Below are 16,911 nucleotides of genomic sequence, written 5' to 3' on the forward strand. Positions count from 1 at the left end.
GTTGCTTCTAACGAGTGAAAAATCTGACTGAAACGTTGAATCATCTTGTGTATCGATCAGGAATCAACTCTGAGTTCCGGCCTTGACGGTCGCGCTGTCAGTCAGCGCAACACTGTCTGGATATAACCCGTCGTGTTCTTTGGCCCAAGCACGCCTACTGTCAGCCGGTATGCCGCATAGGCGCCAGTGGAAAATGGTGGGCCGTTGTCCTTGGTCTGGTTCGAACTTGAGCCGCCTTGAATCACTGCACCCGGAATAATGCACAGCGTGACGCTTGCAGCCACTGTCCCGGGCGGGCATAGACGTTCAACCACCCAATATCCGGTGTAGCCGCTTGGTAGCCCCGTAAGGGGTTTTGTCGTGTTGTTGTTCGTTCCCGGCGTGAGCATCTGCGTTACCAGAACATCCGGAATCCCCCGGGTGTTCGAGGTCACAGGTATCTGCAATGACGCGTAATAGCCCGCCGACGGTTGATCCCCGTCGCTGACTGGCTCGAGATAGTTCAACTGCAGTGCCTGCTGGTAGGCGAGATCGCCGGCCTGGATCACGCTCTGGCGAAAAGCCAGGCTGCCCGCGATGGTGTTGCTTGTGTCGATGGAGCGCATCAGCGCCACGGCTGCAAGCAAGGTCGCCACAAGAACAATCACCGCCACCAGCGTGGCGACCATGCCTCGTTGAGCTTTCGGGCCGCTCCCGTATTTCATGCCAGTGCCTCGATTCGTCATGTTCAGTGGCTCAGAACCATTTGGTGATCATCGAATTCCGGACCGGAATCGTGGTGTCGTAAACCTTGTAGCGATACTGCGGTTGCGGCGTGAAAGTGGAATGCAACGTCGCGTCCGCCAGATCGGAAAACAGCGTTATCGGCAAGCCGGATACGTTGCCGCGTTCGGGCAGCCGGCTTTGCGCGACCACCACCACACGAATGGCCTTGATCTGGTTGACTGCGTTATTGGCGGCGGTCGACGAGGCCGTCAGCGTGGCGACAGACCACGTGCCGGTCGGTTTGACCCAGGCATCGATGGATGCCGGGTCGGCGCCGGTGAGGTGAACGCCGTAGAGCGCCTTCATCTGGACGATGCCGTCTGCGATGGGAATGGCGCCCGGTGCCGTGCCTGCGATCGGCCGCTGCAACAGGTCGTAGGTCACCAGAGACTGGGTTGTCGTATTGACCCCGAAAAGACTGAGTACTGGCGCATTGCCGAGGTCGTAGAGATTGGTGGCGTTAGCCATACCCGCGCTCAAACTGTTGGTCGCATTCAGCGCGACATTGTTCAGCGTTGTGGGGTCGGCCAAAGCCTGCCCCACGGAACACGTGCCGTCGTTCAATGTGCCCAGCAGGTAATCGTTGGCGAAGATGCCAAACGAATTGCTCACGATGACATGTGTGGCGTCAGGAACGCTGGTGACCGGAGCCTTGAATACACGACCGGCAGGGTTACCACCCATTACGCCGATCACGTCAGAACCAGCGCCGCCATCGGCAATCAATACCGGCATGGCAAGCGAGGACGTCCAGATGTTGAACGGGCTGGCCAACGCTCCGGCGGGCAGTCGTGCAGCGCCGCTGGATCTTGCCTGGAGGACACAACCCCACAGACCGTAATTCTTGCCCTGCACCAGTCCGGATCCGGCGGTGCGCACTTGCCGCTCAAGCTCATAAAGCGAATAGCTGCCGTTCTGCTGCGCATCGTCGCCGGCGCTGGTCGTGCGCTTCTGGCCCTCGAAAATCGCGAAGGCGGCCATGATGGCGATCGTGCAGATCATGCTGACCACGATGCCAACCAGCAGTTCTATCAAGGAAAACCCACTGTCTTTCGCGGCCGATGGCCACCGGACCGAAGTCAGGCCACAGCGAGCACCGCGCGCCACGTCAACGCGAGATTTGTGTGGTCGAGACATAGTTGTGGGGACCGGTATCGTTGGGGGCTTTCCAGAAAACCGTGACTGTCACGGCTACGACGTTCTTGTTATTGGTGTTTACCGTCTCGACGGCAGAGACGCTCGGCGCATTGGTTGCCCCGCTCACACCCGGAAGGCAACTCGTCGACGGGTTTGCTGACGTGCAATCGAGGGAGGCTGCCCAGGCCGTGTACATCGGACCGCCGGTAGCGCCGCTTCCGTTGAACGCCGTAGCGATAGCGCCGGGAGTCGATAGATCGCTTCCCCACATTTGCGCGAGCACCTGGTCCGTCAGCATTGCGGCATCCGTGCGGTATTTCGCATCGCCGGCAAGCTTCACTGCAGAGCCCTGGAGCGCAACCATGCCGAGGATGCCGATCGAGAAAATCAGGATGGCGATGACCGCATCGAGCAGAACAAAACCCGACACGGAACGCCGCCTGGATGACGCAGCGAATATCACGCTCGTGATTTTCATTGGCACCCCTGCGGGCTGGTGGCACTGAACGCGAGGTTTGGATCGGCGTCACACATTCTCACTGTGCCGCCCGCCGTGATCGTGGTGACATACCTTCTGCTACCCGCTGCAGCGGCTGTTGCATCGATTCTCAGGAGCGACGTCGCGCCATACCCGAGTGGTCGACCCAGCGCATTGAATGTGACGCCCGAAGCGGCGGCCACCGCGGCAGTCAACGGCGCGGTTTTGAGCGTGCCGAGATCAGCAACATTCTTGCTCCCGTAAATCTGCACACTGCCAGCCCCGCCCTTGGAGCTGAATTGCTCTATGGGAACCGCTCCCCCGCATGGCGTACTAGCCGTTGCGGCTGCCGGAAGGACGCAGACGGCCCAATCCGCAACGGCGGCGGTCGTCAGTTCGAATCGGACATTGGTATTTCGCTGTGCTGCTTCGTTGCGTGCGGAGCGCAACCCGTTCTGGATGGATTCCGACGCGTTGCGAATGCGCGTATTGCGAATCCACTGCTCGTAACTGGGTGCGCCGAGCGTGACCAAAATGGCGAGAATCGTGAGGGTGACCATCAACTCGACAAGCGTGAACCCCCGATGGCCAAGCGCGTTCATTGGCAAACGCCTCCCTTACGAGCGACCCAGCAGACCGTCGAGTTAGGTCCCCAGCCGGCAGGCGTATTCGTCGTCTGTCGGACGTTGTTGTTGTCGACAGTAAACGTGAACCCGGAAACCACACCGATACCGGGCTTTCCAGTGGCCGTCGCTACATACCCTTGACCAGCATTGTTGACCACACAGCCGAGGCCAAAGTATCTCCATGTACTGGACGCATTCGCAGGCGATGCACCGCATGTCGCGGTGCCGTAGTTGCGGTTGTCCTGGTAGTACTGCTCCATGCTGACGCGATAGGTGTTCAGACCGTTATGGGCTTCGGTCAGTTTGCTGCGCGTGACATAGTCGGAATAGAGCGGTATGGCGATCGCCGCAAGGATCGCGATGATCACCACAACGATCATCAACTCGATCAGCGTAAAGCCTGTCGCCAATCGGCGACGCGAAAGACCCATCTTCATGTATTGCCCCCTGACACGCTGAAAGCGTTTGTTTGTTTCCTCTGCCATGTCCGAATCGAACTTCGACACTGCAGTGACGAACATCAGTCGACGAAGGTATCCATGCCTTCATCGATACTGATTCCGAGCCTCGGCTGCCTCAACCTGACCACAGCAAAGTCAACCGGATGCATTCAGCCCATAAACAGTTCTGCTTGCACAGGGGTCAACTTACCAGCGGCAGGAATTACCCGACAAGCGGTGTTACACCATCAATGTCCATATTCGCTATGAATTTCACAAACAGCATCAAGCATTCTTCAAGCCAAGCCGCAAGCGATATCCATCGCGACGCCTGAGCCTTGGGAATGGCGTCAACGTTGCGAAGCTCGTTAGTTGTCCTTTGAATCTCCGCTGCGCTTGCGCAGACAACTGTCACTGATGGTCACTTCCTGCCCTGATTGTCTTCACTTTTGTGAAGACACGTGCTGATCGTCCAGCGGCAAAGAAAAAACGAGATCAGGTTCACGACATTGCGGATGTTGACGAAGCCTTCGTACACGCGTGCATGCGATCGACCAGCAACGCACGTTCGCGAACGTTCTGGGTGAGCGATGCTGCGCGCTTGAATTCGGCGCAAGCTTGGTCGAAGCGGCCTAGCTTGAACAGCAGATCAGCGCGTACGGTCGGCAGCAGGTGATAGTTTTCCAGCGCGGGTTCGTCGACGAGTGTGTCGACGATGGCGAGGCCTGCAGCGGGGCCGGATGCCATGGCGACGGCGACCGCGCGATTGAGTTCGATGATCGGCGATGGCGTGACTTCGGCGAGCGTGGCGTAGAGCGATGCGATGCGTTGCCAGTCCGTCGCATCCGCGGTCAAGGCACGCGCGTGACATGCGGCGATGGCCGCCTGTAGCGCATATGGGCCGAGTGCGCCGCCGAGTTTTTCCGCGCGCTCCAGCGCAACGAGGCCGCGACGGATCAGCAGGCGATCCCATTGCGCGCGGTTCTGGTCGAGCAGCAGGATCGGCTCACCATTTGGTCGCGTGCGTGCGCGGGTCCGCGAAGCCTGGATTTCCATCAGCGCGACGAGCCCGTGTACTTCGGGCTCTCTCGGCATCAATCCGACCAGCACGCGGCCCAGCCGCAGGGCTTCTTCGCAAAGGGCCGGACGCAGCCAGTCATCACCGGCGGTAGCCGAATAGCCTTCGTTGAAGACGAGGTAGATCACCCCGAGTACCGACGACAGGCGTTCGAGCAGTTCCTCGCCGCGCGGCACTTCGTAGGGCGCATCGGACTTGCCGAGCTGGCGTTTGGCGCGAACGATGCGCTGCGCGATGGTTGGCTCGGGCACCAGAAACGCGCGGGCGATTTCTTCGGTGGTCAGGCCGCCGAGCAGCCGCAGCGTCAGTGCCACGCGTGATTCGACCGACAGCAGCGGATGGCACGCAGTGAACATCAGGCGAAGCAGATCATCGCCGATGGGATCATCGAGAGCGGCCTCCACCTCCGACACGGCATGTTCCTGCTGGTCTTCCAGCTCGTGCATCAATTCCACATGCTTCCGTTCGAGCAGCTTGCCGCGGCGCAGCCGGTCAATGGCGCGATGCTTGGCGGTGGTCATGAGCCAGGCGCCCGGATTGTCCGGCACGCCGGAACTCGGCCACTGCTCCAGCGCCACCACCAGCGCGTCCTGCGCAAGCTCCTCGGCCAGTCCGACATCGCGCAGCATGCGCACGAGGCCGGCAATCAACCTGGCGGATTCGATCCGCCAGACGGCATCGATGGCGCGGTGGGTATCGGTCGCATTCATGGCGAGCGATCACACCATCTGCCTCGCGCGAGCGCAAGGCCAGCCGTCGATGTCTTATTTTTCCGACACGGCTTTCAGGTTGGCGAGGCCGACTTCGAAATCCTTGCCGATCATGTGATCCATGTTGAAAAAGATGCCCATGAGCTTGGCGACATACGGACTCGGCCCGTGCATCGACCAGGTGACCGTGGTCATCTCGCCTTGCGGTTGCAGCGTGAACTCGGCCAGGTTGTGGCCCTCGATCGGCCGGGTGAAGTCGAGCTTTATCACGATCTTCGACGGCGACGACGACTGCACGATTTCCATGCGTCCCGCGCCGGCTTTCGAATTGCCATCCCACGCATAGGTCGCACCGTTGCCGCTGGTCGATCCGCTGAAACTGCGCCTCATCGCCGGGTCCATTTTCTCGTAGGGCGACCAGCTGGCCCACTGATGAAAATCATCGATTCGCGCAAAGATCCGCTCTGGCGGCGCCTTGATGGTGATGCTGCGCTCGACCCGGAACGCATCCGGCCGCGTCGCCGCGACGGCCAGCACCGCAACGATCGCGATGACCACAAGGATGGCGATGGTCTTGAACATGATGTTTTCCCTAGATGCGGATTTCCGAGGCGCGCCGTTTTCAGGCGCGCCCTGTTTTTCGAAAGCAGTTACTCGCGGACAAGCATCCGAATGACGCTCAAGCCGCCGACGGATTTTTCTCGCAGTTGACCATCCATTCCACACCGAACTTGTCGGTCAGCATGCCGAAGCACTCGGACCAGAAGGTCGCACCAACTTCCATCCGGACATCGCCACCATCCTTCAACGCGTTGAAGAAACGCTCGGTCTCGGCTGCGGTCTGCGTCTGGATCGCCACCTGACACCCTCTGATGCCTTCGTACGGCATGCTGGGATGGTTGTCCGATGCCATCAGCGTCTGGTCACCGACTTCCAGCCGTACATGCATGACTTGCTGCTGGCCTTCCGGCGACAGGTCTTCGCTCCCCGGTGCATCCCCGTAGCGAGAGAGCATGGTGATCTTGCCGCCCAGGCACTGAGCGTAGAAATTGAACGCCTCTTCGGCTTGTCCGGAAAACATCAAATAGGTAACCAGTTTCATGGCTTTTCCTTGTGGTTGAAAACTTGCGGTTTGAAAGAAAGCTCAGTGACTGCCGGATAGCTGCGCGCGCATCTGCTCTTCGCGTTCGCGCAATTCGGGAGTCAGCGCCTCGCCGAAATCTTCGGCCTCGAACACCTGGCGAATCTCGATGTCGGATTCGCCTTCGAAAGGATTCGGACAACGCTTGACCCATTCGATCGCCTCGGCCATCGACTTCACCTGCCATAGCCAGAAGCCGGCCACCAGCTCCTTGGTTTCGGAGAACGGTCCGTCGACGACGCTGCGATGGCTGCCGGAAAATGTCACCCGCGCACCCTTGGAACTGGCGTGCAGGCCTTCGGCTGCCAGCATGATGCCAGCCCGGACCAGCTCTTCGTTGAACCTGCCCATGTCGGCCAGCAGTTTCTCGCTGGGCATCGCGCCAGCTTCGGATTCCGCGGTGGCCTTCACCATCACCAGCACTCGCATCGTCGCTCTCCTTGTAAATCGGGTCGTTGAACAGAATATGGAAAGCCGCACGCAAGTATCCACGCCGCAGCCTGCCTTATCACAGCGACGAACGGGCTGCGGCCAGATCGACATCGCTGCGTGCGGAAATCGACAAATATTCTCAAGCCGTGGGACGGTGGCTCGCTATGCTGTGCGCCTGCATCGTCGAACCTCTGCGAGCTGGCCTGGATGAAGGGAAACCCAAGCGGACTGATCGTCCATCGCGGTAGCCGCACCGAGCGGCTGGCCGATGAGCTGGCGCGTCAGCTCGAAGCGCAGCGACCGGCGCATCCGCTGGCGGCACAGACGGTAGTGGTCGCGCATCCCGGACTGCAGCGCTGGTTGCTCGGGCGCTTTGCGCAACGCCCGGGACCGAATGGCGCGCATGGCATTGCAGCCAACTACGACATGATCCTGCCGTGGCAATGGTTCGAGCGCACAGCGCGCCGCATGCTTGGCGACGAAGCGCTGATCGGCGGCGCCTATCGCCACGAAGCCTTGCGTTGGCGGCTGTTGATGGCGTTGCCATCGCTCACGGCACCGGAAGTAGACAACTACCTTTCCGGCGACGATGCCGCACGGCGCAGTTTCCAGCTCGCCGAACACATGGCCGGCCTCTACACGCAATACCTCATCTATCGCCCGGAATGGATGCTCGAGTGGGAGCGCTCGACCGCACGGCGACCACGCGATTGGCAAGCCGCGCTGTGGCGACAGGTGCAAGGCACCATCGCGCGGCCGCATCGTGCGCAACGCAGCGCTGCACTACTCGAAGCATTGCGTGAGGAAGACGCATCGGCAAACGATTGGCCGCTACACGTCTTCGGCGTCAGCCATCTGCCGCCCGATGTGCTGCAGGCATTGCAGGCGTATGCGCTGCACACGCCGGTGCATGTGTATTTCCCCGACCCATGCCGCGAGCACTGGGTCTATCTGCGCGATCGTCGTTTTCTGCTCGCGCGACAGGACGATCCCGAAGCGCTGTATTTCGAAGTCGGCCATCCCTTGCTGGTCGCGCTGGGCCGCATCGCGCAGGACTTCTGCCTGACTCTGGACGAAGCAGAAGCGATCGACGAGCGCGATCCGATGGACGAGGCCGAGCCGCTGCCGGGCGAAACATCCCTGCTGGCGCAGGTGCAATCGAGCATTCGCTGCATGGCGCCGGAACTGGTCGGCAAATCGGTGCGCGAACAGATCGATGCGGGCAGCTTGGCGAAAGATGTGTTGCCCGCGCTACGCGACGACGCCAGCCTGCGCGTGCACGCGTGCCATACGCGATTGCGCGAACTGGAAGTGTTGAAGAACACCCTGCTTCGCAGCCTCGCCGACGATCCCACCCTGCAGCATCGCGACATCGTGGTGATGGCGCCGGACATCAGCGCGTATGCGCCGTATCTCGCGGCGGTATTCGGCGAGCCTGCGCAATATCGCGTTGACCCTTTGCATATTCCCTGGCACCTTGCCGACGTCGGCCTGTCGCGCGCCCATCCGTTGATGAGCGCGTTCGCGCAGGTACTCGACGTCGCGCAGAGCCGTTTCACTGTCAGCGAGGTGCTGGATTTCCTCGACGTGCCGGCGGTGGCGCGTCGCTTCGCCATCGACAGCGGCAGTCGCGAAGCGGTGGAGCGCTGGCTGCGCCGATCGCGCGTGGCGTGGGGACTGGATGCCGACATGAAGGCACAGGCCGGTGGTGCTGCCGTCGATGCCAACTCGTGGAAGTTCGGATTCGATCGCATGTATGCCGGATGGATCGTTGGCGAGAACGACGATGGCGCGTTGCTCGACGGCATCCTTCCGCTCGATGGCGTCTCGGGCATCGCGGTCGAATCGGTCGGGCAACTCGATCGCCTCGTCGGCGAGCTGCGCCGTGCGCGCGACGAATTCGCCACGGCGAAGCCTTTGAGCGCGTGGAGCGAATGGTTGCTGCAACTGATCGACGCGCTGTTCCTCGCCGACCTTCGCGACGACGCGGAGAACAACGCGCTCGATGCGCTGCGCCGGCTCGCCGCCAGCCTCGGCACGCAGGCCAGCGAAGTCGGCATGAACACGTCGCTGCCGTGGAGTGTGGTGCGTGAAGCCGTGCGTGGCGCGCTCGACGCGGTGCCGGAACGACAAGCGTTCCTGCTCGGTGGCGTCACTTTCTGCGGTTTGGTACCGCAACGCTCGATTCCGTTTCGCGCGGTCTGCCTGATCGGCATGAACGAAGGCGAATTTCCGCGGCCCGGCGGCGATGCCGGACTCAACAAGATTCTCGCCCAGCCGCGCCGCGGCGATCGCGACACGCGCAGCGAAGACCGCTACCTGTTCCTTGAAGCCATGATGTCGGCGCGCGACATCCTGCATATCAGCTTCATCGGCGAAGGCGTGCGCGATGGCAAACCACGCAACCCTGCCGCGCCGCTGGCGGAGTTGCTGCAGTTTCTCGACGAGCAGCACGGCCTTGCGCAAGCCGGCGACATGCCGCGGCCGTGGATACTGCGTCACCCGCTGCAACCGTTCGACGCGCGCTACTACGAACGCGATGCGCATGGTCAGCCGAAACACGATCCACGCCTTTTCTCGTACGAGCCGGCGTTTCTGAAAAAAAACGCCACGCTCGCCAGTCCACCATTTCTCTCTAATCGTGCCGAAGTGAGCGAAGAGAATGCTCGCAAGGACATCTCACTCGCCGCACTCCATCGGTTCTGGCGCGACCCGGCGAAAGACGCACTGCTGCGTACGCAAGGCATCAGCCTTGAATCACTGGACCAGCAAGCCTGGCCGGATCGCGAACCACTGGAACCGCGCGTCAGTCGCATCGAACGCGTCGAGCATCGCCTGCTGTTCGATGCGCTCGCCGCAGGACTCGACGCGCCGCCGGTCGAACCGCCCGCATGGCTCGCGCAGTCCGGCATGCTCGCTGGCGGCGCAATCGGCGAGGAAGCGTATACAACATTGCGTGCATCACTCGGTGGACTGCTCGGCGAAGCGCGCGAAACTTTTTCCGGCGCCGTCGCAGTACCCGCAGCGCAACCGATCGACCTCGATCTCGGCGATGGCGTTCGACTCACCGGCGTGATCGACCGCGTTTTCCGCACCGCCGACGGCGACCTGCTTCTGTTCGATGCGCAGCCTGCGCGCGCCGCCGGATTGAAGGAACTGCTGTCGTTCTACATCGACTGGAGTGCGCTGAAACTCGCCGGGCACACCGCGCTTCGCGGCGAATATCTCGAGCTGGCATCCGATCGGCGCAAGGCGCGTCGCTCGCCTTTGCTCTCGCCTGTACTTGCACAGGATGTTCGGCAGTTGCGCGAAGGATTGAAGCAACTGATCGAAATTTACATGGCCGCTGATCGGCAACCGCTGCTGTTTTTTCCGCGCGCTGCGCAAGCCTATGCCGTCGCCAAACCCGATCAACGTTTGGCAAAGGCCGCGTCCGCGTGGGAAGGCGATGACTTCAATCACGGCGGCGAACGCGACTTCGCTCCCGGTTACGCAGCACTGCTGACACGCGGCCTCGATCTGTTTGATCCACGCAGCGCCGCATGCGCCGCTTTCATCGCCGCCACCGAGCGCGTCTGTCATGTGCTCGATCCGGATCGCACGATGCTGATGAAATCTCAAGCAGGCGCAGTCAATGCCGATGCAGGAGATGGCGAATGACCGTTAACGCTGACGACGTTAACGCGCTCCCCATTCTCGACTGGCGTCGCATGCCATTGCACGGTCGCACTTTGATCGAAGCCAGCGCCGGTACCGGCAAGACCTGGAACATCGGCCTGATCTATCTGCGTCTTTTGCTGGAACGCGATCTGCGCGCAGAACAGATTCTGGTCACCACCTTCACCGACGCTGCCGCGCAGGAATTGCGCGAGCGCTTGCGTCAGCGACTGATCGAAGCGGAACACGCTCTGCCCGTTTCGTTCACGGAACCCGCGCCCGAAGACGATTCGCTGCGCAGCTATCTCGCATGGCTTTGCCCGGATGACGAAAGCCGTCGTCGCGCGTGTCGAAAAATCCAGCTCGCGCGCGCCGATCTCGACCGCGCACCGATATCGACCATCCACGCCTTCTGTCAGCGCGTTCAGCGCGACTATCCGCTGGAAAGTGGCGCGACCTTCGCCAACGACAAACTGTTCGACGAACAACAACTGCTGCGCGAATGCGTCGAGGATTTCTGGCGCCGGCGCTACCTCACCGGCGAGGTCGATCCGCGCGAAGCTGCGCTTTTGTTGAGCGCGGGTCCGGAAGGGCTGCTGCGTGATCTGCACGCGCTTGCGGATGGTTCCGATGCGGTCATTCAATGCGGCGGGCTCGGCGAACTGGAGCGACGCATCGACGCGCTTCGAACACCTGAAGCGATCGCCGTACTGCAAGAACTGGGAGAGAACAAATCACTCTACGGCTCGCGCAAGACGGCCCTGCGCAACCGCCTGAAACGCATCGTGCCCGCATTGCGTGACGATGATGAAGACGAACTGTGCAACGCACTGGATAAAACGTTCGACGCAGAACAAGTGCTTGAACAGGAAGCCGCGGCCACGGCGGGCGATTTGAACAGGCATCCGTTGATCATCGCGCTGCAGGACCTGCGTCCGCTGCTGACACTGCGCACCATCCTCACTCGCGGCGAAGTCCTCGCCGCTGCTGCTGCCTTCTGTCGCGAGGAAGTGCCGCGTCGTGCACGCCAACGGCACGTGCTGACGTTTTCGATGCTCATCGACGCGGTCTACCAGCGGCTGTGCGGTGAACACGCCGATGCCGTTTTGGCGGATCGTTTGTTCGGCGCGTTTCCGGTAGCGCTGATCGACGAGTTTCAGGACACCGACCAGCGGCAGTTCGCGATCTTCGATCGCATCTATCGCGACCGTGGCACGCTGGTGATGATCGGCGATCCCAAGCAGGCCATCTACAGTTTTCGCGGCGGCGATATAGCCGCCTATCTGCGCGCCAGCGAACGCGCGGATCAGCGTTATTCGTTGGCGACCAACCATCGTTCGAGCCGCGTGTTGGTCGATGCTTTCAACGCGTGGTACGCGCACGCCGACGGCGGCTTCGCACATCCGCAGATCCGCTATCAGCCCGTCGACGCGGCCGGACGCGCCGATGAGAAACTGTGGTCCGTCGATGGTGTCGTGGTCACGCAACCGCTGATCATCCATCCGTTCCGCGAGGATCCGCAGGTGACTGCGTTGGGCGCGCTCGATGCGATGGCACTGGACGATTGCGCCAACCGCATCGCCGAACTTCTCAACGATCCGAGCCAACGAATCGGCGAACACCGCATCACGCCCGGCGACATCGCCGTGCTGTTGTCGACCAACAAGCAGATCGTTGCGCTGCGCGCGCGGCTGGTCGCTCGCGGCGTACCTTGCGTCGGCAGTGGACGCGGCAACATCTTCGCCGGCGAAGTGGCGCGCGAACTCGCGTTGATCCTTCATGCCGTATTGCATGCCGACGATGACCAGGCCGTGCGCGGCGCACTCGCCACGCAGTTGCTCGGCGCAACCATGGAAGAGTTCAACGCATGGCAAAAACAACCCGAGGGATTCGAACGCAAGCTTGAAAGATTCGATAGCTGGCGCACGCTGGTTCGCAACCGCGGCGTGCTGTCGCTGATCGAAGCCTTGCTGGCCGAACGCGCGACCGCCTTGCTGGCACAGCCCGAAGGCGAAAGAGTGTTGACGGACCTGCGCCATCTTGGTGAATTGCTCGCCGCCGAGGAAGCCGCGCGGCAAGGACTCGATGGCCTCTACGCATGGTTTATGGAGATGCGCCAGTCGGGTGACGACGGCGACGCCGATGCTGCGGAGGAGCGCCAGCTGCGTATCGAAAGCGATGCTCGCCGCGTTCAACTGCTCACTATCCACGCCAGCAAAGGGCTGGAATTCCCGATCGTTTTCCTTCCGCTGATCTGGCGCGTGGGCGACCGCACGGGCACGCGCGCACCGGGCGTGTTGCGACATCACGACGATGCTGGTCGTCGCTGCGTCGATCTCGGGTCGCCGAATTTCGTCGAACATCGCGGCGCGCATTTTCGCGAAGAACTCGAAGAACGCCTGCGACTGCTTTATGTCGCCATGACGCGTGCGGTATATGCGGTGCATGTGTATTGGGTCGATCGCAACGTCCGCACGGCCAACGATCAATTCGCCTGGCAATGGGCTGCGATCGATCGGTTGATTCTCGACGCGCAGCAAAAACTTGGTTTCGACCAAGGCGAAGAATCGCTTCCGCAACTGGCGGATGCCATCGCAGGCATGCAGCTCGCCGCGCCATTCTCCGATCACACCGTGCACTACGCGCCCATCGTGGAAACGGCGGCGACGCGTGCAACACAATCGCCTTTGCCGCGCTCACGGCCCTTTCAATGGCTGCACAGTTTCAGCGGACTTGCCCGTCATGCGACAGCGGCCATCACGATCGACGACAGCGGTGCAGCAGATGAAGTCGGCATGGGTGGCGATGAAATCGTCGGTGCAGTAGTTGAGCCGGTAGATGACGCCCGCCTGTTGGTCGTCTATCCGTGGCGTGGACCGCGCTTCGGCGACGCCGTGCATCGCGTGCTGGAATCCGCGCGACCCGGTCTCGTGTGGCCGGATCAGCGCGCGCTGCTCGCCGCGCAACTCAACGCCCAAGCCATCAAGTCCAACGGCGCGTCGCCGGACGACATGCTGGAGCGCATCGGGCGGCTGATCGACCGCTCGCGCCACGCCGACCTCGGTGATGGCCTGCGACTCATCGACGTGGCGCCCGAGCATCGCATCGTCGAATTCGAATTCCAGTTTCCGGTGCAGCAGGTTTCGCTGGCGCGCCTTCGGCAGCTATGCACCGTGCATGGTGAACACGGCGTGGTTCCGGCGAGCCTCGACACGACCACGCTCAACGGCATGCTCACCGGCTTCGCCGACCTCATCGTTGAATGGCGCGGGAGTTTCCACGTGCTCGATTACAAGACCAACTGGCTTGGCGCACGTCTGCAGGATTACCGCGACGACTCACTCAACGTATCGATGGCCGAACATCATTATCCGTTGCAAGCGCTGCTCTACACCGTGGCACTGCATCGCTACCTGCGTCAGCGTCTGGACGGCTATACGGCCGCATCACAGCTTGGGGATAGCTGGTATCTGTTCGTCCGCGCGCTCGGTTTGGAGCCAGGTTTGGGCGTGTGGCGTCATCGCTGGCCGCCCGCACTGATCGAAGCGCTCGACGATGCGTTTGCCGGCAAGCACGAGGCCATCGCATGAATAACAGATCGCCTGACGCCGTGAATCCCGAGGAGCGCATCGTCGATCAGACATTCGCGCACTGGGTTCGCGAACGCACCGGCTCCGGCGTGCTGGCCACCGCCGCTGGCGCGGCCAGCTTGGCTGAAGGCATGGGCCATGCATGCGCGTGGCTGGTCGATCCGCACACCGGCGCCGGTTTTGATCAGGACGCACTGGATGCGTTGCGCCAGCATGCGTGGGTCGGCGATGGCTCGCAATTCACGCCTTTCGTGCTGGATTCGCGCCAGCGCTTTTATCTCTGGCGCAACTGGCAGCACGAATCGAAGCTCGCCGCGTCCATCCTGCAGCGCTGCGCTGAACGCTCGCAACCTATTGCTATCGAGATGATCGCGAACGATATCCAGCGCCTGTTCGCCGGCACACCCGCACTGCCATCCGAACTGCAACGCGCTGCCGTGTCGGCGGTTCCCGGTTCACGCTTCTTCGTACTTACCGGCGGCCCGGGCACCGGCAAGACCACCACCGTGTTGCGCATGTTGCTGATGCTGCTTCGCCACGCCGAAGCCTGCGGTCTGCCGGCGCATCCGTCCATCGCTCTCGCCGCGCCAACCGGCAAGGCGGCGCAGCGGCTCTTGCAGGCTGTCTCCCAGGGCAAGGCTGATTTGCAGGCATCGATGACGAACGACAGCGACGCAGACATGTTGGATCTGCTGCCGTTGATTTCCCATGCCGATGCGCGAACGCTGCATCGTCTGCTCGGCTATCGCCCGACCGACAATGCGTTCGCTCGCGGCACGCTGAATCCTCTGCCCGAAGATATCGTCGTGGTCGACGAAGCATCGATGATCGATCTGGCGATGATGCGGCAGCTGCTCGACGCAGTGCGCCCGGACGCGATGCTGATTCTGCTCGGCGATCCCAACCAACTCGCGTCCGTGGACGCCGGCTCCGTGCTGGCCGATATCGTCGCCAGCACGTCGGAACATTCATCGTCATCGAACACAAACGAGTCCGCCTCGCCGCTGCGCGGACAAGTCGTGACACTCACGCACAGCTGGCGCGCAGGCAGTGGATTGCAGCGAAGCATCGAGGCGCTGCGGCAATCGCCCGACTCCGCGTGGCTGAATGCGCTGCTGGCGAATCGCGCCGATGGCGATCTGCACGTGCGTCGCTGTATCGAGAGCCGCGATGTGCAAAACCATGTCGATGCGTGGATCGAGCGTCACCTGTCGCCACTGACGGCGTTGATGTCGTCCGCCATCGATGCCAACGAAGCGCTGCTGCAATTGCGGCGGATGCAGATTCTGTGTGCGTTGCGCGATGGTCCGTTCGGCGCACAAGGCATCAACGCCGTAATGACTCGCCGCCTCGCCGTGCGATTCGACATCGACGTCAACCGCACGTGGCATCACGCACGCCCGGTCATCATCACCCGCAACGATTACGCACGCGGATTGTTCAACGGCGACGTCGGCATCGCACTGGAAGGCATGGATGGATTACGCGTCTGGTTCGAGCTGGCCGATCGCGACGGCAACATCGGCTTGCGCAGCTTTTCCCCACGCACCCTGCCCGCGCACGACACCGCCTGGGCCATCACCATCCATCGAAGCCAGGGTTCGGAATATCAGGGCGTCGCCATCGTGCTCCCGCCGGACGACGACAATCGCATCCTCAGCCGCGAGCTCCTCTACACCGCGGTTTCGCGCGCGCGCAGCCACGCGGAAATCTGGTGCAGCGATGATTCGTTGAAGGCAGCGACGAACCGGTTTGTCGACAGACACGGCGGGCTGGGCGCCCGGTTACGCCACCGTTCCTGACGAACCATCGTTTTTCCTGCGGACGATCATGGCGAGCAAGCTGTGCCCGTAGCAACGACGTCGGTGGCGACACTGCCGGATCCGTTGACTTTCAATTCCGCACCTGGAACGGTTGCGGTGCTTGTTCCAAGACCCGTGCTGCCGCTGCGATAGCAGGTGATGAAGTCCAGCGTTGGCCCGGACGTTGCCATCGCCGTTGACTTCAATTGCCCTTGTTGACCGAAGGTGATGATTTCCGCGTTCTTCGATTGCACCGACACGCCAGCGATATTGGCGGTTGCTCGCAGGATGAGCGACGTAGCCGTAGCCGCCTTGTTGGCGGAAGCCGCGCCAGACGGATAGGTGTACACGATCCAGCCTGTTTCGAGCGTGGTTCCTCCCGCACAGGTTTGGCCGTCCGTACTCGGACACATGGAAACCAGCTGGCCGCGATCGATGGCTTCGGTGCGGGCGTACGCCAGGTTTCCTGTCAATGTATTGCTGGCCGAACTGACTCGGCTACGGCGCATCAAATCGCGAAAACTTGGCAACGCGATCGACACCAGGATGGCCGCCACGACCAGCGTCACCAGCAGTTCGATCAGTGTGAAACCACGTGATGGGCGACGCATACCGGACGCGGCCATCACCAGCAATTACCGTTGCTGTTCGACGTGGTATCAGTCGCTGCTGGCAGCTTGACGCCCGCGTTGCTGATCGAAAGTGCTTGGCACGCATCACTGGCTTGCGCCCCCTGGGGCGTTGCTTTTGCCTTGAATGCCTGCGCCGACGTACTGCCGGATGCCACATCTGATGTCGCCAGATAAAAACCCTTCTCCGACGTTGCCGGCGCCGAAAATCCGACATCGCTCAACGATCCATAGTGATTGTTGGTCGCATAGAAGCGCTCCTGCGCGTTGGCGATACGCAGCAGCAGTGCCTGACCGTCGCCTCTCCGGGCACGAAACGCATAACGTCCGTAGGCCGGAATCGCGACAGCGGCAAGGATGGCGATAATCAGTACCACCACCATCAGTTCAACCAACGTAAAACCGCGCTCGCGTTCCATCGTATGT

General features: G+C 61.7%; 14 protein-coding genes. 3 read left to right on the forward strand and 11 right to left on the reverse strand.

Going from position 1 to position 16,911, the window contains the following annotated elements; genetic code table 11:
- Positions 1-101: 101 nt before the first annotated feature.
- The 9 genes from GSQ73_RS15265 to GSQ73_RS15305 all read right to left on the reverse strand — a co-directional run bounded on the left by GSQ73_RS15265 (position 102) and on the right by GSQ73_RS15305 (position 6,804).
- Complete coding sequence (locus GSQ73_RS15265; protein WP_158885490.1) at positions 102-704, reverse strand: hypothetical protein; 603 nt, start codon at positions 702-704, stop codon at positions 102-104.
- A gap of 31 nt (positions 705-735) precedes the next feature.
- Positions 736-1,746: a PilW family protein gene (locus tag GSQ73_RS15270; RefSeq protein WP_254063424.1), complete on the reverse strand. Its 1,011-nt coding sequence runs from the start codon at positions 1,744-1,746 to the stop codon at positions 736-738.
- A gap of 127 nt (positions 1,747-1,873) precedes the next feature.
- Positions 1,874-2,380: a hypothetical protein gene (locus GSQ73_RS15275; RefSeq protein WP_158885494.1), complete on the reverse strand. Its 507-nt coding sequence runs from the start codon at positions 2,378-2,380 to the stop codon at positions 1,874-1,876.
- The gene (locus GSQ73_RS15280; protein ID WP_158885496.1) at positions 2,377-2,982 is read right to left on the reverse strand and encodes a prepilin-type N-terminal cleavage/methylation domain-containing protein; all 606 of its coding nucleotides are present in this window, start codon (positions 2,980-2,982) and stop codon (positions 2,377-2,379) included. Before GSQ73_RS15280 ends, GSQ73_RS15275 begins: the two co-directional genes overlap by 4 nt.
- Positions 2,979-3,437 (reverse strand): type IV pilin protein, encoded by a 459-nt coding sequence (locus tag GSQ73_RS15285; RefSeq protein WP_158886525.1) that lies wholly within the window; start codon positions 3,435-3,437, stop codon positions 2,979-2,981. The genes GSQ73_RS15280 and GSQ73_RS15285 overlap by 4 nt, the downstream gene beginning before the upstream one ends.
- Positions 3,438-3,947: 510 nt before the next feature.
- Positions 3,948-5,234 carry an RNA polymerase sigma factor gene (locus tag GSQ73_RS15290; RefSeq protein ID WP_158885498.1) on the reverse strand — a complete coding sequence of 429 codons (1,287 nt, stop codon included), beginning with the start codon at positions 5,232-5,234 and terminating at the stop codon, positions 3,948-3,950.
- Between the two features lie 54 nt (positions 5,235-5,288).
- On the reverse strand, positions 5,289-5,816 hold the full coding sequence (locus GSQ73_RS15295; RefSeq protein WP_158885500.1) for an SRPBCC family protein: 528 nt from the start codon (positions 5,814-5,816) through the stop codon (positions 5,289-5,291).
- 97 nt (positions 5,817-5,913) lie between these two features.
- Positions 5,914-6,336: a VOC family protein gene (locus tag GSQ73_RS15300; protein ID WP_158885502.1), complete on the reverse strand. Its 423-nt coding sequence runs from the start codon at positions 6,334-6,336 to the stop codon at positions 5,914-5,916.
- 42 nt (positions 6,337-6,378) lie between these two features.
- Positions 6,379-6,804, reverse strand: coding sequence for a YciI family protein (locus GSQ73_RS15305; RefSeq protein WP_158885504.1), 426 nt, complete (start codon positions 6,802-6,804; stop codon positions 6,379-6,381).
- Positions 6,805-7,014: 210 nt separating this feature from the next.
- Between GSQ73_RS15305 and recC the strand changes: the two genes are divergently transcribed.
- From recC to recD, 3 genes are read left to right on the forward strand one after another with little or no spacing between them, the layout of a single operon-like run.
- Complete coding sequence (gene recC, locus GSQ73_RS15310) at positions 7,015-10,467, forward strand: exodeoxyribonuclease V subunit gamma (protein WP_158885506.1); 3,453 nt, start codon at positions 7,015-7,017, stop codon at positions 10,465-10,467.
- Entirely contained in the window at positions 10,464-14,054 is a 3,591-nt protein-coding gene (locus tag GSQ73_RS15315) for a UvrD-helicase domain-containing protein (protein ID WP_158885508.1), read from the forward strand. Before recC ends, GSQ73_RS15315 begins: the two co-directional genes overlap by 4 nt.
- Entirely contained in the window at positions 14,051-15,856 is a 1,806-nt protein-coding gene (gene recD, locus GSQ73_RS15320) for an exodeoxyribonuclease V subunit alpha (protein ID WP_158885510.1), read from the forward strand. Before GSQ73_RS15315 ends, recD begins: the two co-directional genes overlap by 4 nt.
- Before the next feature lie 26 nt (positions 15,857-15,882).
- On the opposite strand, the gene GSQ73_RS15325 is transcribed toward recD, so the two are convergent.
- Both GSQ73_RS15325 and GSQ73_RS15330 read right to left on the reverse strand, forming a co-directional pair.
- Entirely contained in the window at positions 15,883-16,467 is a 585-nt protein-coding gene (locus GSQ73_RS15325) for a GspH/FimT family pseudopilin (protein WP_158885512.1), read from the reverse strand.
- A gap of 14 nt (positions 16,468-16,481) precedes the next feature.
- A complete protein-coding gene (locus GSQ73_RS15330) occupies positions 16,482-16,904 on the reverse strand; it encodes a type IV pilin protein (protein WP_158885514.1) in 423 nt (140 codons plus the stop codon).
- Positions 16,905-16,911 lie beyond the last annotated feature (7 nt).

The organism is Rhodanobacter sp. L36 (assembly GCF_009765755.1).
Lineage (GTDB): Bacteria > Pseudomonadota > Gammaproteobacteria > Xanthomonadales > Rhodanobacteraceae > Rhodanobacter.

What these genes read in the sequence shown, in the direction of transcription:
- GSQ73_RS15265 (WP_158885490.1), bottom strand. Translation starts at nt 704, where the DNA reads ATGAAATACGGGAGCGGCCCGAAAGCTCAACGAGGCATGGTCGCCACG.
- GSQ73_RS15270 (WP_254063424.1), bottom strand. Translation starts at nt 1,746, where the DNA reads ATGGCCGCCTTCGCGATTTTCGAGGGCCAGAAGCGCACGACCAGCGCC.
- GSQ73_RS15275 (WP_158885494.1), bottom strand. Translation starts at nt 2,380, where the DNA reads ATGAAAATCACGAGCGTGATATTCGCTGCGTCATCCAGGCGGCGTTCC.
- GSQ73_RS15280 (WP_158885496.1), bottom strand. Translation starts at nt 2,982, where the DNA reads ATGAACGCGCTTGGCCATCGGGGGTTCACGCTTGTCGAGTTGATGGTC.
- GSQ73_RS15285 (WP_158886525.1), bottom strand. Translation starts at nt 3,437, where the DNA reads ATGGGTCTTTCGCGTCGCCGATTGGCGACAGGCTTTACGCTGATCGAG.
- GSQ73_RS15290 (WP_158885498.1), bottom strand. Translation starts at nt 5,234, where the DNA reads ATGAATGCGACCGATACCCACCGCGCCATCGATGCCGTCTGGCGGATC.
- GSQ73_RS15295 (WP_158885500.1), bottom strand. Translation starts at nt 5,816, where the DNA reads ATGTTCAAGACCATCGCCATCCTTGTGGTCATCGCGATCGTTGCGGTG.
- GSQ73_RS15300 (WP_158885502.1), bottom strand. Translation starts at nt 6,336, where the DNA reads ATGAAACTGGTTACCTATTTGATGTTTTCCGGACAAGCCGAAGAGGCG.
- GSQ73_RS15305 (WP_158885504.1), bottom strand. Translation starts at nt 6,804, where the DNA reads ATGCGAGTGCTGGTGATGGTGAAGGCCACCGCGGAATCCGAAGCTGGC.
- recC (WP_158885506.1), top strand. Translation starts at nt 7,015, where the DNA reads ATGAAGGGAAACCCAAGCGGACTGATCGTCCATCGCGGTAGCCGCACC.
- GSQ73_RS15315 (WP_158885508.1), top strand. Translation starts at nt 10,464, where the DNA reads ATGACCGTTAACGCTGACGACGTTAACGCGCTCCCCATTCTCGACTGG.
- recD (WP_158885510.1), top strand. Translation starts at nt 14,051, where the DNA reads ATGAATAACAGATCGCCTGACGCCGTGAATCCCGAGGAGCGCATCGTC.
- GSQ73_RS15325 (WP_158885512.1), bottom strand. Translation starts at nt 16,467, where the DNA reads ATGCGTCGCCCATCACGTGGTTTCACACTGATCGAACTGCTGGTGACG.
- GSQ73_RS15330 (WP_158885514.1), bottom strand. Translation starts at nt 16,904, where the DNA reads ATGGAACGCGAGCGCGGTTTTACGTTGGTTGAACTGATGGTGGTGGTA.